This window comes from Vibrio sp. YT-18, from assembly GCF_033337345.1.
Taxonomy (GTDB): Bacteria; Pseudomonadota; Gammaproteobacteria; order Enterobacterales; family Vibrionaceae; genus Vibrio; species Vibrio alginolyticus.
On sequence record NZ_JAWOQO010000024.1, the window covers coordinates 20,650 to 43,202 of the forward strand.

Genomic DNA, 22,553 nt, shown 5'->3' on the forward strand with positions numbered 1-22,553 from the left:
TGTAGGGGGACTTAGTAGCTAGGTTGTTACCTTAGAAACTAAGCATAGGTAATGCATGTGCCCATTGTAAAAGCATAATTACAAATGTTTAACAACTAATCGTAGTGGTAAGAGGTGAAATGTCCGATTCTGTGACTAAGATTCCTATTTAACTCTCTGCAAATACAATACATCACAGAGTTTCTAACTTAAGAAACTTATTATTTTGGTCAGTTGTTAGTCTAAACTGGCCTCTAACGCCCAATTGACTAAGAAATGGTCTAAATCTCGCGGCGGGTAACTGCAAACGCAAACCGTTGTGTGTGACAACTTGAACAACACTTGCCGCACCAGAATAATGAGATAAAAACGTTTGATATGAAATGTTGAGATTGAAGTAGTAATAGTTCATGAAGTGAAAACTAAGTGACATAAACAAATAAGGTGGCCTTAATGACCACCCTATTGTGTTGTTTACTATTCGTCTAGTGCTTTAGTCACTTTTTCGAATAGATCTTTAGCAAGATTATCCATTGCTTTGAGCTTTTCAAGCTCTGCACGAATCATTGCTTGGCGAGCTTCATCGTATTTACGGAACTTAAGCAAAGGATCAATCATTCGAGAAGCTACTTGTGGGTTCGAATCATTTAGTTGGCGAAGAATTTCACCGGCAAACTGGTAACCTACACCGGATTTATCATGGAAACGTACAGGGTTCGCACTTAAGAACGAGCCAATTAAGCTGCGCGTACGGTTCGGATTTTTCAAACTAAATGCTTCGTGGTTCATGGTTGCTTTTACTTTTTCAAGAGCATCCTCTGCAGGATTGCTACCTTGCAGTGCAAACCACTTATCCATAACCAAACCATCGTGCTTCCATTTATCGCTGTAATCAGCCATAAGTGCTTCACGACACTCGAGCTGAGCGTTATTTGCAGCACTCATCGCAGCAATCGTATCTGTCATGTTATTTGCAGATGCGTACTGCGCGTTGACTAAATCATTACCTTTTTCCGTATGTGCAAGGTACTGAAGGCAACGGTTACGTAAAGCACGCTTGCCAATAGCAGCATGGTCGATCGTATACTCTGTTTGCTTAAGCGTGTGATAAGTCGCACTTAGCTCATCTTCTAACTCTTTGGAAAGTGACACTGTAATGCTGTTTAGCACTTTGTCTACGGCATCGATATCAATTTGCTGGTACCAACCAGTAATCTCATTGATTGAAGGCATAGAGAAAACTTGAGCAATGAAAGCTGGCTCAAGCGTTTCATCCAACAGCACACCGCGGAAAGCATCTATCACACCTTCAGAAAGCGATACTTCTTGTCCCGCTTGAACGTTTTTCACATTCTGACGAATGTATTTAGCCAATAGCATTTGGCTAGCGTCCCATCGAGCAAAATCGTTCGTTGCGTGCTTCATCAAGAAGACTAACTCGTCATCGCTGTAATCGTATTCTAATTTGACTGGTGCCGAGAATTCACGCAACAAAGATGGCACTGGCTGTTCTTCGACATTTTCAAATACGAACGTTTGCTTATCTTGTTTAATATCCAGCACGTTATGAACAGATTCACCGTTACTCATCAATGGGATAACTTGACCTTTCGAATCATACAACTCGATATCGAACGGGATATGCAGCGCTTGTTTTTCTGCTTGGTCTTGCGTCGGCTCCGTAAATTGCTCTACCGTTAGTGCGTAAGTTTTTGCATCAGCGTTGTATTCGCTATTTACGCGCAGCGTTGGTGTACCCGATTGGCTGTACCACAGACGGAACTGTTTTAAATCAACACCGGTGGCATCTTCCATTGCAGAAACAAAGTCTTCACACGTCGCGGCGGTACCATCGTGACGTTCAAAATAAAGTTTCATTCCTCTTTGGAAGCCCTCTTCGCCAAGGAGTGTATGGTACATACGAATAACTTCGCTGCCCTTTTCATACACCGTTAGCGTGTAGAAGTTATTCATCTCAATGACTTTGTCAGGACGAATCGGGTGAGACATTGGGCTTGCATCTTCCGCAAATTGAGGACCACGAATAATACGTACGTTATCAATACGGTTATCAGCACGAGAGCCTAAGTCAGAAGAGAATTCTTGGTCACGGAATACGGTTAAGCCTTCTTTTAGACTTAGTTGGAACCAGTCACGACAAGTGACACGGTTTCCAGTCCAATTGTGGAAGTACTCATGACCGATCACAGCTTCGATGCCTAAATAATCACGATCTGTCGCAGTTTGATCGTTCGCCAGCACATATTTTGAGTTAAAAATGTTCAAGCCTTTGTTTTCCATTGCACCCATGTTGAAGAAATCAACAGCAACGATCATGTAAATATCCAGATCGTATTCCAGGCCAAAGCGTTCCTCATCCCACTTCATCGAGTTGATCAAAGATGTCATCGCATGGCCTGCACGATCTAGGTTACCTTTATCAACAAAGATTTCTAAATCAACACTGCGACCTGACATCGTTGTATATTTGTCACGCAATACATCAAAGTCGCCTGCAACAAGGGCGAACAAGTAAGCTGGTTTTGGATGCGGATCCTGCCATTGAACCCAATGACGACCGTTCTCTGCATCACCTTCTGCAATTCGGTTACCATTGCTCAGCAAATATGGGTAAGCCGCTTTATCTGCGATCACTTTTGTTGTGTATTTTGCTAGAACATCCGGACGGTCTAGATAGTACGTGATACGGCGGAAGCCCTCAGCCTCACACTGAGTACAAAATGCGCCGCCTGATTTGTACAAACCTTCGAGTGCTGTATTCGCTTCAGGATCAATTTTGGTGACGATTTCAAGTTCAAACTCGGATGGAAGATCGGTCAGTACCAGCGATGACTCCTTCACCTCGTGATGAGCCCAATCCTCACCATTTACTTTTACAGCGCGTAGCTCAAGCCCTTCGCCATCGAGTTCTAGCGTTGTTGTATCGCCTTTTTGAGCAACTTTTGATACCGCCGTAACGATTGTGTCATTGTCATATAGATCAAAAGTAAGATCGATATCAGTAATCGCATGAGATGGCTCTTTATAATCTTTACGATATTTGGCCAGGGGAGCTTGAGACATGAGCATAAATCCTTGTATGTCGAACAACAAAAATACCAGACTGCATGATCAAAAATGCATTTCTGGTATCACTATATAAGCTATTTGTAGGGGTTGTGGTATCAGAATACAAGTCTTTCCATCAAAAAACGGAGCTTTTAGTGCTCTAGCTCCGTTTTTTGATTAACATTTAAACAACATTAATGACTTACCGTACGCACGCGTAATTTGGCGCATGTTAAAGGCATCATGGCGTAACTCTATTGAGTACGGCGTACATATCACCATTGGAATCTTCGATCGTTAGCTCATTCTTGTTGAGCTTATACGTGGTTCCATGCTCGCCATTTTCATACAGCAGAACCAAAAACTCATCTTCTGTGTAAAACACACCTTGTTTGATGGACTCATCCCCTTCTTCGTTCGAAACCCTAAACATGAACACGAAATCAGGTTGAAGTATCAAATCCATCTGATTAATGTTGTTGGCCACAAGACCGTCGCCAGATACGTGAGAGCTAGACCACATACCTGCAAGTGAATTGGATAATCCCTTAGTGAATGTTACACCATTAAGATCAAGCGTATTATGGTTGTTGCGATAGGCATAAATTTGAGGCTCGTCGGTGTTTAAACCAAGAACGATTGTGTCTTCATTTGCGTTATACAGCCCTTCCCAATGGTCAACGGAATAGTCTTTCTTTTGAATATCAATAGAAAAGCTGTAGTCAGAACCTAATGAGAGTTTGATCGCACGAAAGTTTTCAGCCGACTCTTCGGGGTTTGGGTTCATCAAATACCAGTCTCCGATGAGAAACGGCGTGTCAAAGTGACTTAATTCATCTTCTCTGGTGTTTTCTCCACCAAACACACTAAAGCAGCAAAAGCTAAGTAAAATAAAGAACCACTTCATATCGGCATCCTTATCGTTTTCTTTTAGCTTAGCCAGTAGTCCTCACTTTCGCGAAATTTTAGATGTAGATCACGTAAATTATTGGGGGAAAATAAGCGAATATCTTGCTCGATATCGAGACAGCGGAAGACAAAAAGGCATAAAAAAAGAGTGAATCTGAAAGACTCACTCTTTTTATTCTAAATTGCCAGTTATTATGACTGATTTTCCTGCTTAAGTAGATCGACCATAATCGCGACAGACTCATCTAAATAAACATCAGGAGCCTCGTAGTCTTTTGGTATGTCATCCAATGTTTTAAATGCTTTTTTACCCAAAGCAACTTGACGTTCATTTATGCGTTGTAATCGAAGGGCTTCCGCTTTATCCGATTCAGCCTTACGAACTTTTTCGTTCAAAGACAAAGTATTATCGTCTTTTTCTTTACGATATTTCTCGATGTCTTCATTGATAAAGCGGAACTCCATTTCATCAGAAATACGCTTGTTATGAAGAGCAGTAAGTTTTTCAACTAAGGCGTCGTTACTTGGAAACGTTTGATATTGTGCTTTATCAATCTGATCCCAAGGTAAAGCATTGTCTTCAACACTTTCACCTGTTTCAGAAGCCTCAATTGGCGTTGGGTACGAAATATCTGGTGCAACACCACGATTTTGCGTACTTCCACCGTCAATACGATAAAACTTCTGAATCGTGTACTGAACATAACCTAGCTCTTTATCGAAAAGATCGTAAATATGATTCAGTGAACGATGTTGCTGAACTGTACCTTTACCGAAAGAGTTTTCACCTAAGATGATTGCACGATTATAATCTTGCATTGCCGCTGCAAAAATTTCAGATGCTGAAGCACTGTAGCGGTTAATCAACACCGTCAATGGGCCATCATAACTCACTTTTCCATCGGTATCGGCATTCACCTTGATGCGGCCATAGCTGTCACGAACTTGAACTACAGGACCTTCTTTAATGAATAAACCTGTCAATGCCGTTGCTTCTGTTAGCGCACCACCGCCATTGTTGCGTAGATCAACGATTACGCCGTCAACGTTTTTGGTTTTCAACTCAGCTAGTAATTTATCGGTGTCTTTCGATAAGCCGACGTAGAAACTTGGTACTTCTAAAATACCAATCTTCTTACCGTCTTTTTCGATGATTTCTGACTTAACTGCACGATCTTCTAAGCGAACTTTGTCACGAACAATTGTGACAATGTAACTCTTCGCATCGTTACCTTCTGGCAAGATCTGTAGATTAACCTTTGTGCCTTTAGGGCCTTTGATTAACTGAACAACATCATCCAGACGCCAACCGATCACGTCGACAATTTCTTCACCGTCTTGTCCAACACCAGTGATTCGGTCCCCTTCACCAAGTTGCTTACTCTTTGAGGCCGGACCGCCAACAACAAGTGAACGAATTACTGTGTAATCGTCTGTCATTTGCAAAACGGCGCCGATGCCTTCTAGAGAAAGGTTCATTTCCGATTGGAATTGCTCGGCATTACGTGGAGAAAGGTAGCTTGTATGAGGGTCAACCTGTCGCGCGAAGGCATTCATATACAACTGAAATGCGTCTTCATTGTTGGTCTGTGTGATGCGCTTCATCGCGTTGTTATAACGCTTCTCTAAAACTTCTTTAATCTCTGGCCACTCTTTGCCAGTCAGTTTCAGATTTAACGCGTCATATTTCACACGCTTGCGCCACAACTCGTTGAGCTCTGCTTCGTCTTTTGGCCATGCGGCCTCAGAGCGGTCTAACTCTATCTCGTCATCGGTATCAAACTTGATCTCTTCATCGAGTAGAGTTAACGCATAAGCAAAACGATCGAAACGCTTCTGCATTGAGAGGTTGTAAACATCAAAAGCAATTTGGTTGTTGCCCGATTTAAGCTGATCATCAAGCTCGACTGACCAATTTTTAAATGAATCGATGTCTGCTTGAGTGAAAATATTTCTATTGTAATCAAGCAACTCTACATAGCGTTCAAAGATCGCTTTAGAGAAATCATCATTGAGGCTGAAGTGCTTATAATGAGAGCGGGTAAATCGCGAGGTGACTCGTTTGCTAGCTGTTTCATGCTGAACTTCAGGAGAAAGAACCGGCAGGTCATCTTTATGTAGTTTGGCTTCAAGAGCCTGAGCTGATGCTGCTAGCCATAAGCTAGCAGCAATCAGGGTCACTTTTGAACGGCAATTCATGCGTAGGAGTATCTCCTTTATGCGCGCAAGTGCTCCGCTTTCACAACCATTTGTAGGCCGTTAGCAAGTTGAACACGTACATCATCCTTATTGATTTCAACAATGGTCGCTGCCATGTTTCCTTTGCCCATGTTCACGTTAACTGCGTTACCTACTGTGATTTCATCAGCATTTAGAGCGCGCGTTTCTACAGGCTTAGTTGGTTTTTGTACTTTTGGTTTATTAGTACGACGAGGCTGTTGAGGCTTTTTAGCCGCAGGTTTCGCTTTCGCCTTACCCTCTTCACGAGCTTTTTGTGCTTGTTCTTTACGACGAGCCTGAACTTTCGCCTTGCTTTCTGCAAGTGTCGCTTTCGCGTGTTCAACGTGCTCTTCTTCTAGCTCACCACAAGGGTTGCCATCTAGGTCTACACGTACTGCACCTGGTTTTACACCGTGTAGGTAACGCCATGATGAAGTGTACTGTCTTAACGCTGCACGAAGCTGTGTTTTGCTTACTTTTTCGTCTTCATTTAGACGTTCCGCAAGATCTTGAAAAATACCAATTTTCAGAGGTTTTGCTTCACCTTCTAAAGTAAAGCACTTAGGGAAACATTCAGCAATATATGCAATAACTTCTTTGCTGTTTTTTAACTTTTCAGTCATGAGGGGTCCTGATTTGAGCGGATTTCCGCGAGCATTAAGAAAAAATATTCTCGTATTATAGTGACATGCCAAGGAAAAACCACACTCGAAGGCTAATTTATGCGTCGTTCGCGTGTGAATTAAGCAGCTTTTCTACTTCAACCATGAAATGAGTGAGACCTTCTTCGTCTGTTTCATTAAATCGGCCAATACTTGGACTATCAATATCAAGTACACCAACCACCTTTCCATTAATAGAAAATGGAATCACAATTTCTGAATTGCTCGCTGCATCGCACGCAATATGCCCCTCAAATTCGTGAACGTCGTATACTCTTTGTATAGTATTAGTTTGTGCAGCAGTACCGCAGACGCCTCGACCCATTGGGATACGAACACAAGCTGGTTTTCCTTGGAACGGACCAAGAATAAGCTCTTCACCCTTTGTTAGGTAAAAGCCTGCCCAGTTAAGATCGTCAAGTTCCATGAAAAGCAATGAGCTCAAGTTTGCTAGGTTCGCAATAAAGTCTGGTTCAGACTCAATTAGAGCAACAGCTTGTTTGGTTAGTCTTTGGTATTGTTCTAAGTTCATATTAACTTCCTACTTACTATAAAAGCTTCCATTCTCAATGTATGGCGCTAAAATGCAGCCCTACTTTATAATAGGACTTATTCTCAATTACAATGCTTCTGAAAAATGACACTATTAGCCGTTCTTGGTTGATAACACAAGTAAAAAAGCACAAGTCCAAGCTGATCATAGCGAACTTGATAGCGGTGCTTGCAACCTTGATTAGTGTTCCAATTCCCCTCCTCATGCCTTTGATGGTTGATGAGGTCTTATTGGACCAACCTGCAAAAGGCTTAGATGCCATGAATGCCATTCTCCCTGAAGCGTGGCACACTCCGACAGGCTATATTTTCTTCACCCTGTTCTTGGTTGTTCTTATGCGAGCTGCGAGCCAAGGATTAAATATCCTTCAAAGCCGACAATTTACGCTTGTTTCAAAAACCATCACGTTTGAGATGCGCAGTAAAATGATCGACAAACTCGGCCGTATCAGCATCCGACAATACGAAACCAAAGGTAGCGGAGGAATCAACGCACACCTTATCACTGACATTGAGACCATTGATAAATTTATTGGTTCTACGTTAGCAAAATTCGTTATCAGTTTTCTGACTGTTATTGGTACTGCTATCGTTCTACTTTGGCTCGATTGGCGACTTGGTCTGTTTATCCTGTTAGTTAACCCTATTGTCATTTACTTCTCACGTAAACTAGGCAGTATGGTTAAACATCTGAAACGGAAGGAAAATCATTCTTTTGAAATTTTCCAAAACCGTTTAGTTGAAACATTAGATGGAATCTACCAACTACGCGCGGCCAATAAAGAACGAGAATTTCTCCAGCAACTCAAAGACAGTGCGAACCAAGTTCGCGTTGATGCAGACAAGTATGCTTGGCAATCTGAAGCTGCTGGTCGCGTATCTTTCCTTCTCTTTTTGATCGGCTTTGAATTATTCAGAGCTGTAGCAATGTTAATGGTCATGTTCAGTGACCTTACTATTGGCCAAATATTTGCCGTTTTTGGTTACCTATGGTTCATGCTGTCTCCTGTTCAAGAGTTGCTTGGGATTCAGTTTTCTTGGTATAGCGCTAAAGCGGCATTAAAACGCATCAACGACTTATTAGAGTTAGAAGAAGAGCAGAGACCGGTTTCTAAGGTAAATCCTTTCAAAGAAGGTAGAGAAGTTGATGTTAAAGTAGAAAACATTAATTTCTCTTACAATAATGAAAACAAAGTCCTAGATAATCTTTCTTTACATATGCCGGCAGGAAAGAAAGTGGCGTTAGTTGGTGCAAGCGGCGGTGGTAAGTCAACCTTGATACAATTACTTATTGGGGTTTACCGTCAAAACTCCGGTAGCATTCGCTTTAATGATGAATTAACAGAAGATATTGGTTTTGAAGTAATTCGCGACAAAATTGCCGTGGTATTACAGCAACCTATACTATTTAACGACACCTTGAGGCATAATCTAACGCTTGGTGGGGATTTTGACGAAATGTCACTTTGGCGTGCGCTTGAAGTGGCTCAGCTGCAAGATGTTATTTCTCAACTGAACCACGGCTTGGATACTCAAGTTGGTCGTAATGGCATTCGTTTGTCAGGAGGTCAACGACAACGGCTGGCCATTGCTAGAATGGTGCTGAGTAATCCTCAATTTGTTATTTTAGACGAAGCCACGTCTGCGCTAGATACCGCTACTGAAGCGGCTTTACACAAAGCACTGACCGAGTTCTTGCGTGGTAGAACAACATTAATCGTTGCGCACCGACTGTCCGCTGTTAAACAAGCCGATTTGATCTACGTGCTTGAAGATGGGAAAGTGACGCAAACAGGTACTCATGGTGAGTTAGTTGAGCAAGAAGGCTTATATCAAACCTTATATGGGGGCATACAGTCCCACGCTTAAATCGTTCAAGCTAGAGAGGTCGTTATGACCTCTCTGTCTAAGCACGCCATGCAACCCAATAACGTACGTTTGTGCCAAGGTTGTGAATTGCCTGTCGACATCGTCGACTTACCCCATGGCAAAAATGCACACTGCCCTCGTTGTGGTACACAATTATATCGCGGAGGTAGCCCTAGCCTCTCTGGTAATCTAGCCGTCGCGATAACCTGCATCCTACTATTTATTCCATCGCACTTTTTTAACTTTATTAGCATCCGACTCTTTGGTGTGATGATTCCGGCAACCCTACCTTCAGGGATGATCACATTGATGGAAGAAGGATTTGTTCTTCTTTCATTGCTCATTCTATTTTGTAGCTCTCTTGCGCCACTGACGGTTTGTGTTTCAGTGGTAACGGCACATATTTCTTTACATCAACGATGGTTCCGTGGGCTTCGTATCTCACTGTGGCTAATTCAACATTTGAAGCATTGGGTTATGTTGGATGTGTTCTTAGTTAGCATCGCCATTTCCTGTTTTAAACTCCAAGATTATTCCGACATTTTCGTCGGTCCAGGGTTAATTGGTCTGGTTCTTTTGCAGATATTTACCGTTTTGTTAGTTTCAAGAATCAGCGTCCGTCGTTATTGGGAAGCTTGGAAGCCAGAAAGTTTATATGCTTTTGAGCATAAAGATGTGCATTGCCATGAATGCCACTTGTCCCAACCTGAAGGTGACCATTGCCAGCGTTGTCATCACGAGTTATATCATCGCAAGCCAAACTCCATTCAGAAAACATGGGCTTACCTCATCGCAGCAACGGTCGCCATCTTCCCTGCTAACCTGATCCCTATTTCCATCTTGCTTACCAATGGTAAGCGTTTGGAGGACACTATTTTTTCAGGCGTGGCTGGTTTGGTAAAAAGCGGCATGTATGGAATCGCTGCGATCATTTTTGTTGCCAGTATCGTTGTCCCGGTGATTAAAATACTTGGGCTCGCCTACATCATGCTTTGCATCCAATTCAAACGTTCGGTGTTTAAGAGACAACGAATGATGGTTTACTTTGTTGTTAAATGGATCGGTAAATGGTCTGTGATGGATTTGTTTGTTATTTCTATCATGATGACTTTAGTCGATCGTGGTCAGATACTGGATTTCACACCAGGATATGGCGCCGTAGCATTTGGTGTTGTCGTAGTGTTGACCATGCTTGCAGCAGAAAGTATTGATCCAAGGCTAATCTGGGACCAAACAAGCCCAAAACAATCAGAAAAAGAGTCAATGAATGAGTGATCAGAACAGTTCTCAAACGTCATACGTACCAGATGTAAAGCGGAGTAAAGGCATATCTCCTCTTTGGCTGTTGCCAATTTTGACCATGGTCTTAGCTGGCTGGCTTGTAGTGAAGTCGATACACGATGCAGGACAACGAGTGCAAATCTATTTTTCTGATGCCGCTGGTCTTGTCGCCGGCCGAACCACTATCCGTTACCAAGGATTAGAAGTCGGCATGGTAAGAGACATTAACCTCACCGAAGATCTCGGCAGTATTTATGTCGATGCTGATATCTATCCTGAAGCTGCAAAGTTACTGAACGATAAAACACGCTTTTGGTTAGTAAAACCAACAGCTAGCCTAACGGGAGTTTCCGGACTGGATGCGCTCGTCTCAGGTAACTACATCTCGATTCAACCCGGAGATGGTCAAGAGTTTGAGACAACATTCCATGCGTTAGACTCTGCCCCAACAGATTTACGTGTTTCTCAAGGTTTGAATATTAAGCTCAAAAGCCGTGATTTAGGTGGTGTATCGGTTGGCTCTCAAATTGTTTATAAGAAAATCCCAATCGGTGAAGTGTACAGTTACCAGCTAGATGAAGATGCAAAATCTATCACTATTCAAGCCAACATTCAGGATCAATACCGACATATCATTAACAACCGCAGTCGATTCTGGAACGTCAGTGGAATTGGTGCCAGCATCGGTTTTGAAGGTGTCGATGTAAGACTAGAAAGCATGAGTGCCCTCCTAGGTGGCGCCATCGCCGTCGACTCTCCGGATGATGGTGAGCCTGTAGAAGAGAACACCGAGTTCCGTTTGTATAAAGATTTGAAAACTGCTGGTCGAGGCATCGCGGTTAAAATCGTCCTACCTGATGACAGCAAGATAAGCGGAGAAGGCGCTCCAATTATGTATCGCGGAATCGAAATTGGCCAAGTTACGGACTTGAGCCTTTCCGAAGGTCGAGAAGTGATATTGGCGTCAGCGGCAATTCAACCCGCTTTTAGTGACATGCTGACGACAGGTACTCGATTTGTTTTAGAAGAAGCAAAAGTGTCCCTTTCTGGTGTTGAAAACATTGCTAATTTAGTGCGAGGAAACTTCTTAACGATCGTGCCGGGCGCGGGTGAACGCTCTCGCCGCTTTACTGCCATTCGTAAAAACGTGTTTAACCAACAGCAAGAAAAGTCCATCGCGATTCGGTTGGTGTCCGACAATTCGTTTGGCCTAGATAGCGGTGCCAATGTACTTTATAAAGGCATCGTTGTTGGTTCAATCATCAAAGTGGGCCTAGTTAAGGAAGATAAAAAATCACAACACGAAGTATTTATGGATGTATTGATTGACCATGAATACAAACATCTGATCAAATCAAACAATCGTTTTTATGTAACCGGCAGTGCATCAGCAGAGTTAACTGAATCCGGGCTCAGCGTTACCGTTCCTCCAGCAAAGCAGTTGTTAACCGGGTCAATTAGTTTTGTGAGCGAAGGCAAGCAGGATATTCAAAAAGAGTATCAACTGTTCCAAAATGAATCATTGGCTGAATTGGCGCAGTACAATCAAAGTGGCTCTAGGGCGCTAACACTATTTGCTTCTGAATTGCCGCCGATTTCCAAAGGCAGTCCTCTACTCTATCGTAATCTTCCAGTTGGTAACGTCTCCGATTTCCAACTAGTTGATGGCGGAGTACTAATTAAGGCTACTATCGAAAACCGCTTCGCTTATCTTGTAACGCCACAAACCGTTTTTTGGAATCGTTCAGGGATTGAGATAGATGCATCATTAGCTGGCGTCAGTGTGAAAGCACACCCTTTGAAGTCGTTAATCGAAGGTGGCATCGCTTTTGACTCCGTGCCAGGCGTTGAAAACAAAATCGGAGAAAACTGGAAGCTGTATTCTGATCAAAAAACCGCTCGCAAGTTTGGGCGCGTCATTGCTTTAGAAACCGACGGTTCGCAAGAGATTGCTAAAGGAATGCCGATTGAATATCAAGGTGTTAAAGTTGGTGAAATCACTCTGGTTGTACCGAATTTTCGTCGTAACATGGTTGAAGTCACTGCAAGAATCCTACCTGAATACGTAGAAAACATTGCGGTTGAAGGCTCACATTTTTGGCTAACTGAACCAGAAATTGGTTTAGGTGGCGTTAAAAACCTCGGGGCGTTGGTGTCGAAATCCATCAGTGTTGAACCAGGTAAAGGTAAAGCTAAATTTGATTTTCAATTAGAAAATAGTTCAGAACGCGTGCATGGAATCATGTTTACGTTACAAAGTGAACAAAGAGGCTCAGTACAAGTCGGTACCCCTATTCTTTACCGCCAGATGGAAGTTGGCCAAGTGACCGACGTAAGCCTAGGAGAATTTGCTGATCGCATCGTCACGACTATCAAAATACAGCCTGAATATGCTTACCTCGTTCGTCAAAACAGTGTGTTCTGGAATGTTTCAGGAGTAGATGTTTCCATCGGGCTTACCGGCGCTAACATCAAAGCGGGAACCTTTGATAGTTTAGTTCGCGGAGGAATTGCGTTTTCAACGCCAGAGCAATCGACTATTCCACCAGCGGCAAAGAGTGGGCAATCTTTCTTTTTGTATCCACAAGCTGAAGAGGGTTGGACTCAATGGCGTACAGCGATTCCTAAGCCGTAGAATAAAGCTCAATTCACGTACAATTGAAGTTTGATCACTTTAAAAGAGCAGCAATCGCTGCTCTTTTTTATTGCTCGGCCCTTGTCACTATTCGTTTCTGCTTCGCTTTCGTATATTATTTGCCACAAATTCTGCAAACGAGATCCCACATTGCATCCTAATGTTTATATCCCAGACGCGTTTCTGGAAAAAATCCAAACTATCCTTCCTGCTCACCTCAACATGGAAGACTTTATCGCGTCGTGCCAAAAGCCACTGCGCAAAAGTATTCGAGTTAATACGTTGAAGATCAGTGTTGAAGCGTTTCTAGAACGAGCAGAAACAAAAGGCTGGAAGCTTTCTCCTGTGCCTTGGTGTGACACGGGGTTTTGGATTGAAGCGGATGAGTCAGTTGTACCATTAGGCAACACAGCAGAACACATGTCTGGCTTATTCTACATTCAAGAAGCCAGTTCGATGATGCCGGTATCTGCTCTGTTTATGAATGATGAATCTTACGATGCCGTGTTAGATACCGCAGCCGCTCCAGGCTCAAAAACCACTCAAATTGCAGCTTTAATGAACAACGAAGGTGTACTTGTGGCCAATGAATACGCCGCAAGTCGTGTAAAAGTACTGCACGCTAATGTGGAACGTTGTGGGGTACGTAACGCCGCACTAAGTAACTTCGATGGACGCGTTTTTGGCGGTTGGCTACCAGAACAATTTGATGCGGTTTTGCTCGACGCGCCTTGCTCTGGAGAAGGCACCGTTCGCAAAGACGAAGATGCGATGAAAAACTGGACGCAAGCTTCCGTACTCGACATCGCTGACACACAGAAAGATCTTATTGAAAGCGCCTTCCATGCATTAAAGCCCGGTGGTGTGATGGTTTACTCAACATGTACGCTCAGTACAGAAGAAAACCAACAAGTTTGTCAACACTTGAAAGAAACCTTTGGGGATGCTGTAGAGTTTGAAAGCCTTGAGAACTTGTTTGAAAACGCAGAGGCAGCTCTAACTGAAGAAGGCTTTTTGCATATTTTCCCGCAGGTCTACGACTGTGAAGGGTTCTTTGTTGCAAGAATTCGCAAACAGGCTGCTGTTGAGGCGCCAGAAGTCAAAAAGCGCATGGGGAAATTCCCCTTTGCTAAAACTTCAAAAAAAGAATCGACAGAAATTGCTCAACAACTCCAAAGCGCGTTAGGTATTAAACTTCCAAATGACAGTTCTGTATGGCTTCGCGATAAAGATGTCTGGTTATTCCCTAATGCTTTAGAAGCGATGATCGGCGAATTACGCTTCTCCCGTATGGGTATAAAGATCGCGGAAGCCCATAAAAATGGCTACCGTTGGCAACACCAAGTCGCGACTGCCCTGGCGACAGGTTCTGAAAGCAACGCCATTGAACTCAGTATTGAAGAAGCGCGCGAATGGTACATGGGGCGTGATGTTCGCCCACAAACCATTCCTGAGGGAATGAAAACAGGTAAAGGCGAAGTGCTTGTCACCTATCAAGGCGCAGTTATTGGCCTTGGCAAGTGGGTAAGCAACCGAATAAAGAATGGTCTCCCTCGCGAATTAGTACGAGATAAGAACTTATTTTAAAAGACGTAACGAACCATAAATAAATGAAAAGCCATCGTATTTGCGATGGCTTTTTAATTCGTAAGTATGAAAGCAAGTGGGCTCGCTAGCGATCCGGACACGCTGTACTAAACTAGTTGTATCAAAGTAATGCTTTGATGTGGCATTTCTCTCTATGTTCACCAACAAAATTATTGTTGGACAAGTTTAGCGCAGGCTCTGCGGAGCCGTTTCCCCTAGGCCCAAAAAAAGGAAAAGTTTGGGCCGTTTTTTTGGCTGTAGATCCGCTATACGTGAGTTTGGACTACGCTAGACGAATACCGTCTTTCTCAATGACAATTTTACCCTGCTTGTATAAGCCACCGATGGTCTTTTTATAAGTCCCTTTACTTGTGCGGAAAGCATCAAAAATCGCTTCAGGAGACGACTTGTCATTCAAAGGCAAAAATCCGCCTTTCTTCTCTAGCAGGTCAAGGATCTTACTAGAAAGATCGTCCATTTTCGCCACACCGACTTTTTGTAGAGCAAGGTCGATTTTGCCATCTTCACGAATGTGCTTAATAAAGCCTTTCAGCTTTTTACCGATGTAAAGCTTACCAAAAACATCCGATGGGAAAATCATGCCCCAATGCTTACCGTTAACGATAGCTTTATAACCAAGTTGACTACGCTCTGCGATGATCAAATCAACTTGCTCGTTAACTTCATAATTCGCTGGAGTTTTATCTAACCATTTATTGAACTTAGTCGTACCAACAATGCGACCTGACGCTTTGTCGGTATAAACATACACTAAAATGGTTTGTCCGGCAGAGAAGCGAGTGCGTTGCTCACTAAAAGGAATCAGTAAGTCCTTTTCTTTGATGCCCCAATTTACAAAAGCACCTGTCGCATTCACACCCTCAATCTTCATTAAACCCCACTCACCCACTTGGGCAATTGGCCTTTCAATGGTCGCAGCAAGTTGGCTTTCTGAATCGAAGTACAGAAATACGTCTACATACTCACCAATTTCAGTACCCTCTGGTACATACTTACTAGGTAGTAGAACAGAACCGTAATCATCGCCATCCAGAAATACGCCAAAATCAGCCTTTTTAATGACTTCTAAGCTGTTAATTTGACCAATTTTAATCATTGATTTTGTCTCTTTTTAAATTTACGTGGAATTATACCTAAACTAACAAGAAAATCAGAGAGAAAAGCATAGTGCTCTGTTATGCTGTTGTCGTTCAGCTATATGCCCCAGTCACTCTTTTAGCACTCTTATACTTACCTGCTCAACGGAACGCATAAGTTAAGAATGCTTTAGCAAAGTCAGGAGCTTTCTTTGGTCACCGTCGATAAACAAGACTCAATAACATTAAAAATCAGTCATGCACTCGCAAAGAGCAAAAGTGTCGACCTAGATATTTACTTTTTTATACCTGGTGAGCTTGGTTTAAACGCCGATATCATCAGTGAATCCGAATTTTATTACACCTCAATCACACAGCAACGATCTTATTACAGTACTGAAATCCTTCTTCCGCTAGTACACAGTCGACTTGCCAAACGTGGACGCCTGTCGAATCAGCAATACCGAGTAAGTTTGAGTTTGTTCGCTTACCAATACGTTATCGCGCTAGACAAAGCGGTAGCAAGTTTAAACAAGCATGAGAACAACTCCGTAACGGAAGATGAAGTGGACGAAGTTATCGAGCTCACGCTTGAGATCTTAAAGCGCTTGCGGCGTTCTATTCCTTATGAAGAGAACTTAAAACGCTACTACGTTAACATCGATAACTATCTGTCTTGGTATACCGAGCAAAAGTTCCTGTCACTGGTGGCCCATCTACCACGTGAAGGCGACTATGGCACGATCAAAAAGCGTCTGATCACGCTATGTGAGAAAGAGCAAGCCCATCGTAAACTCAACAAATACAACTCATCAAGAGTCGTTGAAGACGTTACTCGCCTATCTAACAAAATGCGCTTGCTAAGGCGATTGATTGAACACCCTATCGTGCTTCGTGAAGAAACCATATCGATGGGTAACAACATTAAGCGCGCTATCAAAGGTATTGCAACCGGTTTAGTGATGGTTGTCGTGACCTCGACCGTGATTCTCGCTCGCGATTATCTGGGGGAAATTTCTGCCTCATTCATTATCGCGATGTCTTTTATTTACGCTTTACGAGAAATCTTTAAAGATGATTTACGCGATGCCATGTGGCGATGGATCCGTAAAGGCAAACCAAAATGGCGTAAGAAGTACGTTGATCCAACGACGAAAAAAGTGGTTGGCAAAAAATTGGAGTGGCTCGATTATCGTACCTTAAGTAGCTTGCCGGATAAGATTCAAAGAATACGTAAAAAACGCGTCGTTCAACGTGAAGAGCAGATTCTTCATTATCACGAGAAAACCGAAATGGCGACCTCTCTTTTCTTGAGTGGTTACGAACAAACGAGAGAAACATTGAACATCAGTTTGCGCCCTATCATCCGCTTGATGGATAAAAGCTCAAACCGAGTTTACCGTTTAAATGAAGGTCAAGTAACCAAAGAGTCAGTAGAGAAACGTCATTTGCTCAATGTGATTGTCAAAGAGGACAACCACACCGATGAGCCTGTTTATTACCGCTGGAAAGTGGTCTTAAATCGCTCCAAAATCGTCTCTATCGAGAAGATTGAACTCAATTAAGCCAACGCCTTTAAACAAACGAGCCACAAACCACTAGGCAGCCTCTTTTCTTTGTTGGGCTGCTTTTTTTATCGAAAGAGTAAGCGAAAATTCAGCCATTGGCTCGTCACCATGTAAGTTAGGACACAGCGCGACAATTTTTACGTCACGATTTACTCGTTCACCCGTTGCCAAGGTGTGCTCGAGCATCTCATCAATGACATGACCATCGTTACAAACAAAGTGCACATCGGCTTCCGGGCGCTTTAAAAACTCGGCTTTCACACCTTTAAATGCTAGCGAGATCGCTTCTCCCTTTTCTTGCGCTTTACTCATAGCAAGAAAACCACCAGCAACATCAGCGCCAACGGCTAAAGCGCCGAAATACATGCTATTCAGGTGGTTCTTCGTTCTTCTGCGCAATGGGATACGAACCTCAACATGCTTGCTATCTATCGCAATGATTTTAGGGTGGCAAAGCCAAATCAGCGGCACTTTCGAAAAGCCAAACAGATTTAGATACAAATTCGCACGACGTAGAGCTGATAACATTTTGGTCTCCTTACCAATCTAGTCAGACCAGTTAATCAACGAAAGAAATAGATGTCAAAGAAATGTTAACAAAAGCTCGATCTCACGAGTTATTTAACCCTCATGAAGTGACGGCGTCACCCGTGAGGTATGAAGTTTATCGCAGTTACTTAGATTACCTTACAGCGAGATAGATAAAATGGTTATAAATTCAAATGTATATATATTGATTTAATGATCAAGTTTTGTCATTTATACATAAGTCATTTAAATGAATACCTACACCTTTGTATACAATTCGGTATTTCCTGGCGAAGATTCCCGTGAAACGGTTTATTCCTGCCTGTAATTCCGTTATCTTTACCCCTTCGCAATAGAGAATAAAGCTATAACATGCCTATAAAAACAGATGAATTGAGAACCCAGCCTTTGGGTCCAATGCCTACCCCAGCAGAGCTAGGTAGTGTACATCCTATTACGGATGACGTTGCAGACCGTATCGCTCAATCTCGTCGTCAGATTGAAAACATTTTATCGGGTGAAGACGATCGCCTTCTTGCGATTGTAGGTCCGTGTTCTGTTCACGACACTGAAGCTGCCATTGATTACGCCACTCGCCTGAGTGAAATCCAAGACAAGTACAAAGACGAACTGTTTATCGTGATGCGTACTTACTTTGAAAAGCCTCGTACAGTAGTTGGTTGGAAAGGTTTGATTACGGACCCTAACCTAGATGGTTCTTACGCACTTGAAGCTGGTCTTCATAAAGCTCGTAAACTACTACTGGATATCAACAAGCTTGGTCTTGCGACTGCTACTGAGTTTCTTGATATGATCACTGGCCAATACATCGCGGATTTGATCACTTGGGGCGCGATTGGTGCTCGCACAACGGAATCACAAATTCACCGTGAAATGGCGTCGGCACTATCTTGCCCAGTTGGTTTCAAAAATGGCACAAATGGCAACGTAAAAATTGCAATTGATGCAATTCGCGCATCGAAAGCATCGCATTACTTCTACTCGCCAGATAAGAACGGTCGAATGACGGTTTACCGCACAAGTGGCAACCCTTACGGTCATATTATTCTGCGCGGTGGAGAAAAAGGCCCTAACTTTGATGAAGCATCAGTCAAACAAGCATGTGATGCTTTAGCTGAGTTTGGATTGCCACAACGTTTGGTTGTGGATTTCAGCCATTCAAACTGTCAGAAGCAACACAGAAAACAAATCGACGTAGCTCAGGACATTTGTAACCAAATTAAGTCAGGCAGCACTCGTATTGCGGGTATCATGGCTGAAAGCTTTATTCTTGAAGGCAATCAGCCAATGACTGACATCAATAACCTAACGTATGGTCAGTCTATTACAGATCCATGCCTAGGTTGGGAAGACACTGCTACAATGCTAGATATGCTGGCAAGCGCTGTTAAGTCCCGAAAGTCCCTATAACAAAATAATCAAGGAATCTTCATGCCATCGTTTGATATTGTTTCTGAAATCGATACGGTTGAACTACGTAACGCCGTTGATAACGCTAACCGTGAATTGTCTACTCGTTTCGATTTCCGCAACGTAAATGCGAGCTTTGAGCTAGTAGAAGAAAACGTAAAAATGTCTGCGGAAGGTGACTTCCAACTTAAGCAAATGCGCGACATTTTACGCGGCCACTTAGCGAAGCGTAACATTGACGCGAACGCAATGGATGCACAAGACCCAGACGTTACTGGTAAAAACTGGCACCAAACTCTGCTTTTCCGCCAAGGTATTGATACTCCAACGGCGAAAAAAGTAGTGAAACTTATCAAAGACGCAAAGTTAAAAGTACAAGCTTCTATTCAAGGCGACAAAGTACGTGTTACTGGTAAGAAACGCGACGACCTGCAAGCGACAATGGCAGCGATTCGTGAAGCAGAGATGGGTATCCCATTCCAGTTTAACAACTTCCGTGATTAATCAATCTGAGAAGTAAGTAAAAACGCCAGCGCATAATCCGCTGGCGTTTTTTATTGGCTTTTGTGTAACGAACTACGTATCCACTTTTAGCATTTGGCATTGCTAGATAACCAAGTCCTGCCCTTGCAGCAATACGAATTCGCTCGTTCCTTGTGGTATGAACACGCAAATTCGAAGCTTTTCAGCTTTAGCCTTGGCCAGCATATCCGAAAGCTCAGCAGCGCTCGAGAAAGCTTCTCTTTCTGCATCTCTGCGTATTAGTTCTAACACATTCGCTTCACATCGAGTTGAGTACAGAGCCAGCTCCGCTTGTTGCATATAGCGTACGGCTTTTATTGGCAACATCTCAACATCTTTCCCAACATGTATCCAAGTACAACTTCCCTTTTCATCTAAAGGTGTTGCCATGGTCGCTTGGTAAATTGCTTCTAACTCACGATTATCTCGCGCGTTTTCCACCTCGGGATTCGAGAAAAATTGCTCCCAAAACTTGCGGCGTAAATCGACGCTAGGCAGTGCCTCTTTAATTGAGTTTCGCTTTGAGTTAGCAAAATCCGCCATCAACCCCATGTTTTGTGGCAGTATCGATTCAAGCTTTTCACGGATGTTTCGAATTAAAACTGGCGAAGCTCCACCACTAGAGATAGCGATTTGGATGCGGCCACGATTAATCATTGACGGCGTGATGAAATCACAATAAGGCTTATCATCCACAACGTTAACCAAGATGCCTAGCTCTTTGGCATCTTTGTACACTTGGTGATTTAGCTCAGGATTGTCTGTCGTCGCCCACACTTGAACAAAGTTTTTAGTGACAATGTCACTCGAATAGAAACGTTGTACCCAGCGCAGTTGATGCTCAGAAGCAAGCTTAGACAGAAAATCAACCAACGTCGGAGAAACGATAGTCACATCCGCCCCAGCCTTTAGCAACGCTTCCACCTTTCGGCTTGCCACCTCACCGCCACCCACGACGAGAACGGGTTTATTAATTAAATCTAAGAACAGAGGAAAATATCGCATTTCAATCCATGATTACTCTAATTAGCTGTTGTAGACCATGCTACCAAAAATGGGGCAAGCTCATCACCCTGTTTCGGTATCACAAATAATTTTTGTTTGAATTTTTACTGAACTTCACCTTGCTCAGCTAATGACAGTTTTAATAACAACTTTTTATTCTTTTGTATTGTTCACTCTTCTATTGATTGTTCTGATGCACCAAATTGTCCATGAATTGCACTATTTACAAACAATTAACATTTCGTCATTCTAAATCTCAAGGCACTTTGTAAGTTCTCTCAAAACTTCATTTAAATTATATATTTGAGAATTAACAGATCCTTTCCTACGCTTATAACTGGTTGATCTATCGAATGCCGTTTCTTCGAAAATCAATCACGTAGGACGATAACTCTAACGAATTGGACACGTTATTTCAGGTCACTCCTGATTAAACATGGATCATACAGGAAGGATACAAATGGCAAATAAACTCACAGTTCTTGCTTCCGTCGTAGCGGCTTCTACTGCGATGATGGCAACATCAGCTCAAGCAGCAGACACTACTCTGGACAAAGTCACAAAACAAGGTTTTCTTACTTGTGGCGTAAGTACCGGTCTACCTGGTTTCTCTAACCCTAACTCAAAAGGCGAATGGGAAGGTATCGACGTAGAATATTGCCAAGCACTGGCTGCAGCCGTTCTTGGGGATAAAACGAAAGTTAAATATGTACCCCTAACCGCAAAAGAACGTTTCACTGCGCTTCAATCTGGTGAGATTGATGTGCTTTCCCGTAACACGACCTGGACTCTCCACCGTGACACTGCACTGGGCCTAAACTTCGTAGGTGTGAACTACTACGACGGTCAAGGTTTTATGGTGAAGAAGGAACTTGGTATCTCAAGTGCTAAAGAGCTTGATGGTGCGTCGGTATGTGTTCAATCAGGTACAACAACCGAGCTAAACCTTGCAGATTATTTCCGCAACCAAGGCATGGCGTACAAACCTGTGGTATTCGACACAGCGGCGCAAACTTCGAAAGGTTTTGATGCGGGACGCTGTGACGTATTAACAACTGACCAATCTGGCCTTTATGCACTGCGTTTGAATTTGAAAGATCCGTCCTCTGCGGCCGTTCTTCCAGAAATCATCTCTAAAGAGCCACTAGGTCCAGTCGTTCGTCAAGGCGATGATCAATGGTTTAACATCGCTAAGTGGACATTGTCTGCGATGATTAACGCTGAAGAATACGGTATTAGTTCGAAGAATGCGGATGAAATGCTGAAGTCAACAGATCCAAACATCAAACGTATCCTTGGTGTTGATGGCCCTAAAGGCAAAGGGTTGGGTATCCGCGACGATTGGGGCTACCAGGTTATCAAACAAGTTGGTAACTATGGTGAAAGCTTCGAACGTACAGTCGGTACTGGTTCGCCGTTAGAAATCTCTCGTGGCGTTAATGCACTATGGAATGCAGGCGGCTTTATGTACGCGCCACCAATCCGATAGAAAGAGTTAATCAGGGCGGTTCATGCCGCCCTTTTTCTTGATTATATCTCACTGTATGAGTAAGGATCGCTCATTGGATGGCGAAAAGCGCTCGCTTGGTGGAACGGCTTTAAAGGTTCGTACGTCACCAGACATGGAGCGTTATTCTTT

At 43.0% G+C, this 22,553-nt stretch carries 17 protein-coding genes; 8 read left to right on the top strand and 9 right to left on the bottom strand.

Translation table 11 applies throughout. From position 1 onward, the window contains the following. Positions 1-172: 172 nt before the first annotated feature. The 6 genes from R7M72_RS21700 to R7M72_RS21725 all read right to left on the bottom strand — a co-directional run bounded on the left by R7M72_RS21700 (position 173) and on the right by R7M72_RS21725 (position 7,371). Positions 173-391 (bottom strand): DUF2835 domain-containing protein, encoded by a 219-nt coding sequence (locus R7M72_RS21700; protein ID WP_005377440.1) that lies wholly within the window; start codon positions 389-391, stop codon positions 173-175. A 65-nt stretch (positions 392-456) separates the two neighbouring features. Then, positions 457-3,063, bottom strand: coding sequence for an aminopeptidase N (pepN, locus tag R7M72_RS21705; RefSeq protein ID WP_053304490.1), 2,607 nt, complete (start codon positions 3,061-3,063; stop codon positions 457-459). A gap of 226 nt (positions 3,064-3,289) precedes the next feature. Beyond that, on the bottom strand, positions 3,290-3,955 hold the full coding sequence (locus tag R7M72_RS21710; protein WP_053304489.1) for a hypothetical protein: 666 nt from the start codon (positions 3,953-3,955) through the stop codon (positions 3,290-3,292). A gap of 194 nt (positions 3,956-4,149) precedes the next feature. Then, on the bottom strand, positions 4,150-6,156 hold the full coding sequence (gene prc / locus R7M72_RS21715) for a carboxy terminal-processing peptidase (protein ID WP_017634279.1): 2,007 nt from the start codon (positions 6,154-6,156) through the stop codon (positions 4,150-4,152). Between the two features lie 17 nt (positions 6,157-6,173). Next, positions 6,174-6,800: an RNA chaperone ProQ gene (gene proQ, locus R7M72_RS21720; protein ID WP_005377435.1), complete on the bottom strand. Its 627-nt coding sequence runs from the start codon at positions 6,798-6,800 to the stop codon at positions 6,174-6,176. A 97-nt stretch (positions 6,801-6,897) separates the two neighbouring features. Then, the gene (locus R7M72_RS21725) at positions 6,898-7,371 is read right to left on the bottom strand and encodes a GAF domain-containing protein (RefSeq protein WP_017634278.1); all 474 of its coding nucleotides are present in this window, start codon (positions 7,369-7,371) and stop codon (positions 6,898-6,900) included. A 92-nt stretch (positions 7,372-7,463) separates the two neighbouring features. On the opposite strand from R7M72_RS21725, the gene R7M72_RS21730 reads away from it, so the two are divergent. The 4 genes from R7M72_RS21730 (at position 7,464) to rsmF (ending at position 14,763) form a co-directional block, all read left to right on the top strand. Continuing rightward, positions 7,464-9,260 carry an ABC transporter ATP-binding protein gene (locus R7M72_RS21730; protein ID WP_033905326.1) on the top strand — a complete coding sequence of 599 codons (1,797 nt, stop codon included), beginning with the start codon at positions 7,464-7,466 and terminating at the stop codon, positions 9,258-9,260. A gap of 24 nt (positions 9,261-9,284) precedes the next feature. Next, entirely contained in the window at positions 9,285-10,535 is a 1,251-nt protein-coding gene (locus R7M72_RS21735) for a paraquat-inducible protein A (protein WP_005377429.1), read from the top strand. Then, positions 10,528-13,176: an MlaD family protein gene (locus R7M72_RS21740; RefSeq protein ID WP_017634276.1), complete on the top strand. Its 2,649-nt coding sequence runs from the start codon at positions 10,528-10,530 to the stop codon at positions 13,174-13,176. The genes R7M72_RS21735 and R7M72_RS21740 overlap by 8 nt, the downstream gene beginning before the upstream one ends. A 150-nt stretch (positions 13,177-13,326) precedes the next feature. After that, positions 13,327-14,763: a 16S rRNA (cytosine(1407)-C(5))-methyltransferase RsmF gene (gene rsmF, locus R7M72_RS21745; protein ID WP_238967060.1), complete on the top strand. Its 1,437-nt coding sequence runs from the start codon at positions 13,327-13,329 to the stop codon at positions 14,761-14,763. A 283-nt stretch (positions 14,764-15,046) separates the two neighbouring features. On the opposite strand, the gene R7M72_RS21750 is transcribed toward rsmF, so the two are convergent. Further along, positions 15,047-15,880, bottom strand: coding sequence for a S1 RNA-binding domain-containing protein (locus R7M72_RS21750; protein ID WP_054576876.1), 834 nt, complete (start codon positions 15,878-15,880; stop codon positions 15,047-15,049). A gap of 192 nt (positions 15,881-16,072) precedes the next feature. On the opposite strand from R7M72_RS21750, the gene R7M72_RS21755 reads away from it, so the two are divergent. Beyond that, on the top strand, positions 16,073-17,425 hold the full coding sequence (locus tag R7M72_RS21755) for a hypothetical protein (protein WP_005377421.1): 1,353 nt from the start codon (positions 16,073-16,075) through the stop codon (positions 17,423-17,425). 33 nt (positions 17,426-17,458) lie between these two features. On the opposite strand, the gene R7M72_RS21760 is transcribed toward R7M72_RS21755, so the two are convergent. Further along, positions 17,459-17,956 (bottom strand): DUF4442 domain-containing protein, encoded by a 498-nt coding sequence (locus R7M72_RS21760; protein ID WP_005377418.1) that lies wholly within the window; start codon positions 17,954-17,956, stop codon positions 17,459-17,461. A gap of 372 nt (positions 17,957-18,328) precedes the next feature. Between R7M72_RS21760 and R7M72_RS21765 the strand changes: the two genes are divergently transcribed. Both R7M72_RS21765 and R7M72_RS21770 read left to right on the top strand, forming a co-directional pair. After that, positions 18,329-19,387 (top strand): 3-deoxy-7-phosphoheptulonate synthase, encoded by a 1,059-nt coding sequence (locus R7M72_RS21765; protein WP_047102331.1) that lies wholly within the window; start codon positions 18,329-18,331, stop codon positions 19,385-19,387. A 21-nt stretch (positions 19,388-19,408) separates the two neighbouring features. Further along, complete coding sequence (locus R7M72_RS21770) at positions 19,409-19,891, top strand: YajQ family cyclic di-GMP-binding protein (protein ID WP_005377415.1); 483 nt, start codon at positions 19,409-19,411, stop codon at positions 19,889-19,891. A 102-nt stretch (positions 19,892-19,993) separates the two neighbouring features. Here R7M72_RS21770 and R7M72_RS21775 read toward each other — a convergent pair whose 3' ends face one another. Then, on the bottom strand, positions 19,994-20,914 hold the full coding sequence (locus tag R7M72_RS21775; RefSeq protein ID WP_033905330.1) for a bifunctional precorrin-2 dehydrogenase/sirohydrochlorin ferrochelatase: 921 nt from the start codon (positions 20,912-20,914) through the stop codon (positions 19,994-19,996). 460 nt (positions 20,915-21,374) lie between these two features. Between R7M72_RS21775 and R7M72_RS21780 the strand changes: the two genes are divergently transcribed. After that, positions 21,375-22,403: an amino acid ABC transporter substrate-binding protein gene (locus R7M72_RS21780; protein ID WP_005377403.1), complete on the top strand. Its 1,029-nt coding sequence runs from the start codon at positions 21,375-21,377 to the stop codon at positions 22,401-22,403. The last annotated feature ends 150 nt before the right edge of the window (positions 22,404-22,553 follow it).

What these genes read in the sequence shown, in the direction of transcription:
- pepN (WP_053304490.1), bottom strand. Translation starts at nt 3,063, where the DNA reads ATGTCTCAAGCTCCCCTGGCCAAATATCGTAAAGATTATAAAGAGCCA.
- prc (WP_017634279.1), bottom strand. Translation starts at nt 6,156, where the DNA reads ATGAATTGCCGTTCAAAAGTGACCCTGATTGCTGCTAGCTTATGGCTA.
- R7M72_RS21760 (WP_005377418.1), bottom strand. Translation starts at nt 17,956, where the DNA reads ATGTTATCAGCTCTACGTCGTGCGAATTTGTATCTAAATCTGTTTGGC.
- R7M72_RS21765 (WP_047102331.1), top strand. Translation starts at nt 18,329, where the DNA reads ATGCCTATAAAAACAGATGAATTGAGAACCCAGCCTTTGGGTCCAATG.
- R7M72_RS21740 (WP_017634276.1), top strand. Translation starts at nt 10,528, where the DNA reads ATGAGTGATCAGAACAGTTCTCAAACGTCATACGTACCAGATGTAAAG.
- R7M72_RS21730 (WP_033905326.1), top strand. Translation starts at nt 7,464, where the DNA reads ATGCTTCTGAAAAATGACACTATTAGCCGTTCTTGGTTGATAACACAA.
- R7M72_RS21750 (WP_054576876.1), bottom strand. Translation starts at nt 15,880, where the DNA reads ATGATTAAAATTGGTCAAATTAACAGCTTAGAAGTCATTAAAAAGGCT.
- R7M72_RS21780 (WP_005377403.1), top strand. Translation starts at nt 21,375, where the DNA reads ATGGCAAATAAACTCACAGTTCTTGCTTCCGTCGTAGCGGCTTCTACT.
- R7M72_RS21735 (WP_005377429.1), top strand. Translation starts at nt 9,285, where the DNA reads ATGACCTCTCTGTCTAAGCACGCCATGCAACCCAATAACGTACGTTTG.
- proQ (WP_005377435.1), bottom strand. Translation starts at nt 6,800, where the DNA reads ATGACTGAAAAGTTAAAAAACAGCAAAGAAGTTATTGCATATATTGCT.
- R7M72_RS21770 (WP_005377415.1), top strand. Translation starts at nt 19,409, where the DNA reads ATGCCATCGTTTGATATTGTTTCTGAAATCGATACGGTTGAACTACGT.
- R7M72_RS21725 (WP_017634278.1), bottom strand. Translation starts at nt 7,371, where the DNA reads ATGAACTTAGAACAATACCAAAGACTAACCAAACAAGCTGTTGCTCTA.
- R7M72_RS21775 (WP_033905330.1), bottom strand. Translation starts at nt 20,914, where the DNA reads ATGCGATATTTTCCTCTGTTCTTAGATTTAATTAATAAACCCGTTCTC.
- R7M72_RS21700 (WP_005377440.1), bottom strand. Translation starts at nt 391, where the DNA reads ATGAACTATTACTACTTCAATCTCAACATTTCATATCAAACGTTTTTA.
- R7M72_RS21710 (WP_053304489.1), bottom strand. Translation starts at nt 3,955, where the DNA reads ATGAAGTGGTTCTTTATTTTACTTAGCTTTTGCTGCTTTAGTGTGTTT.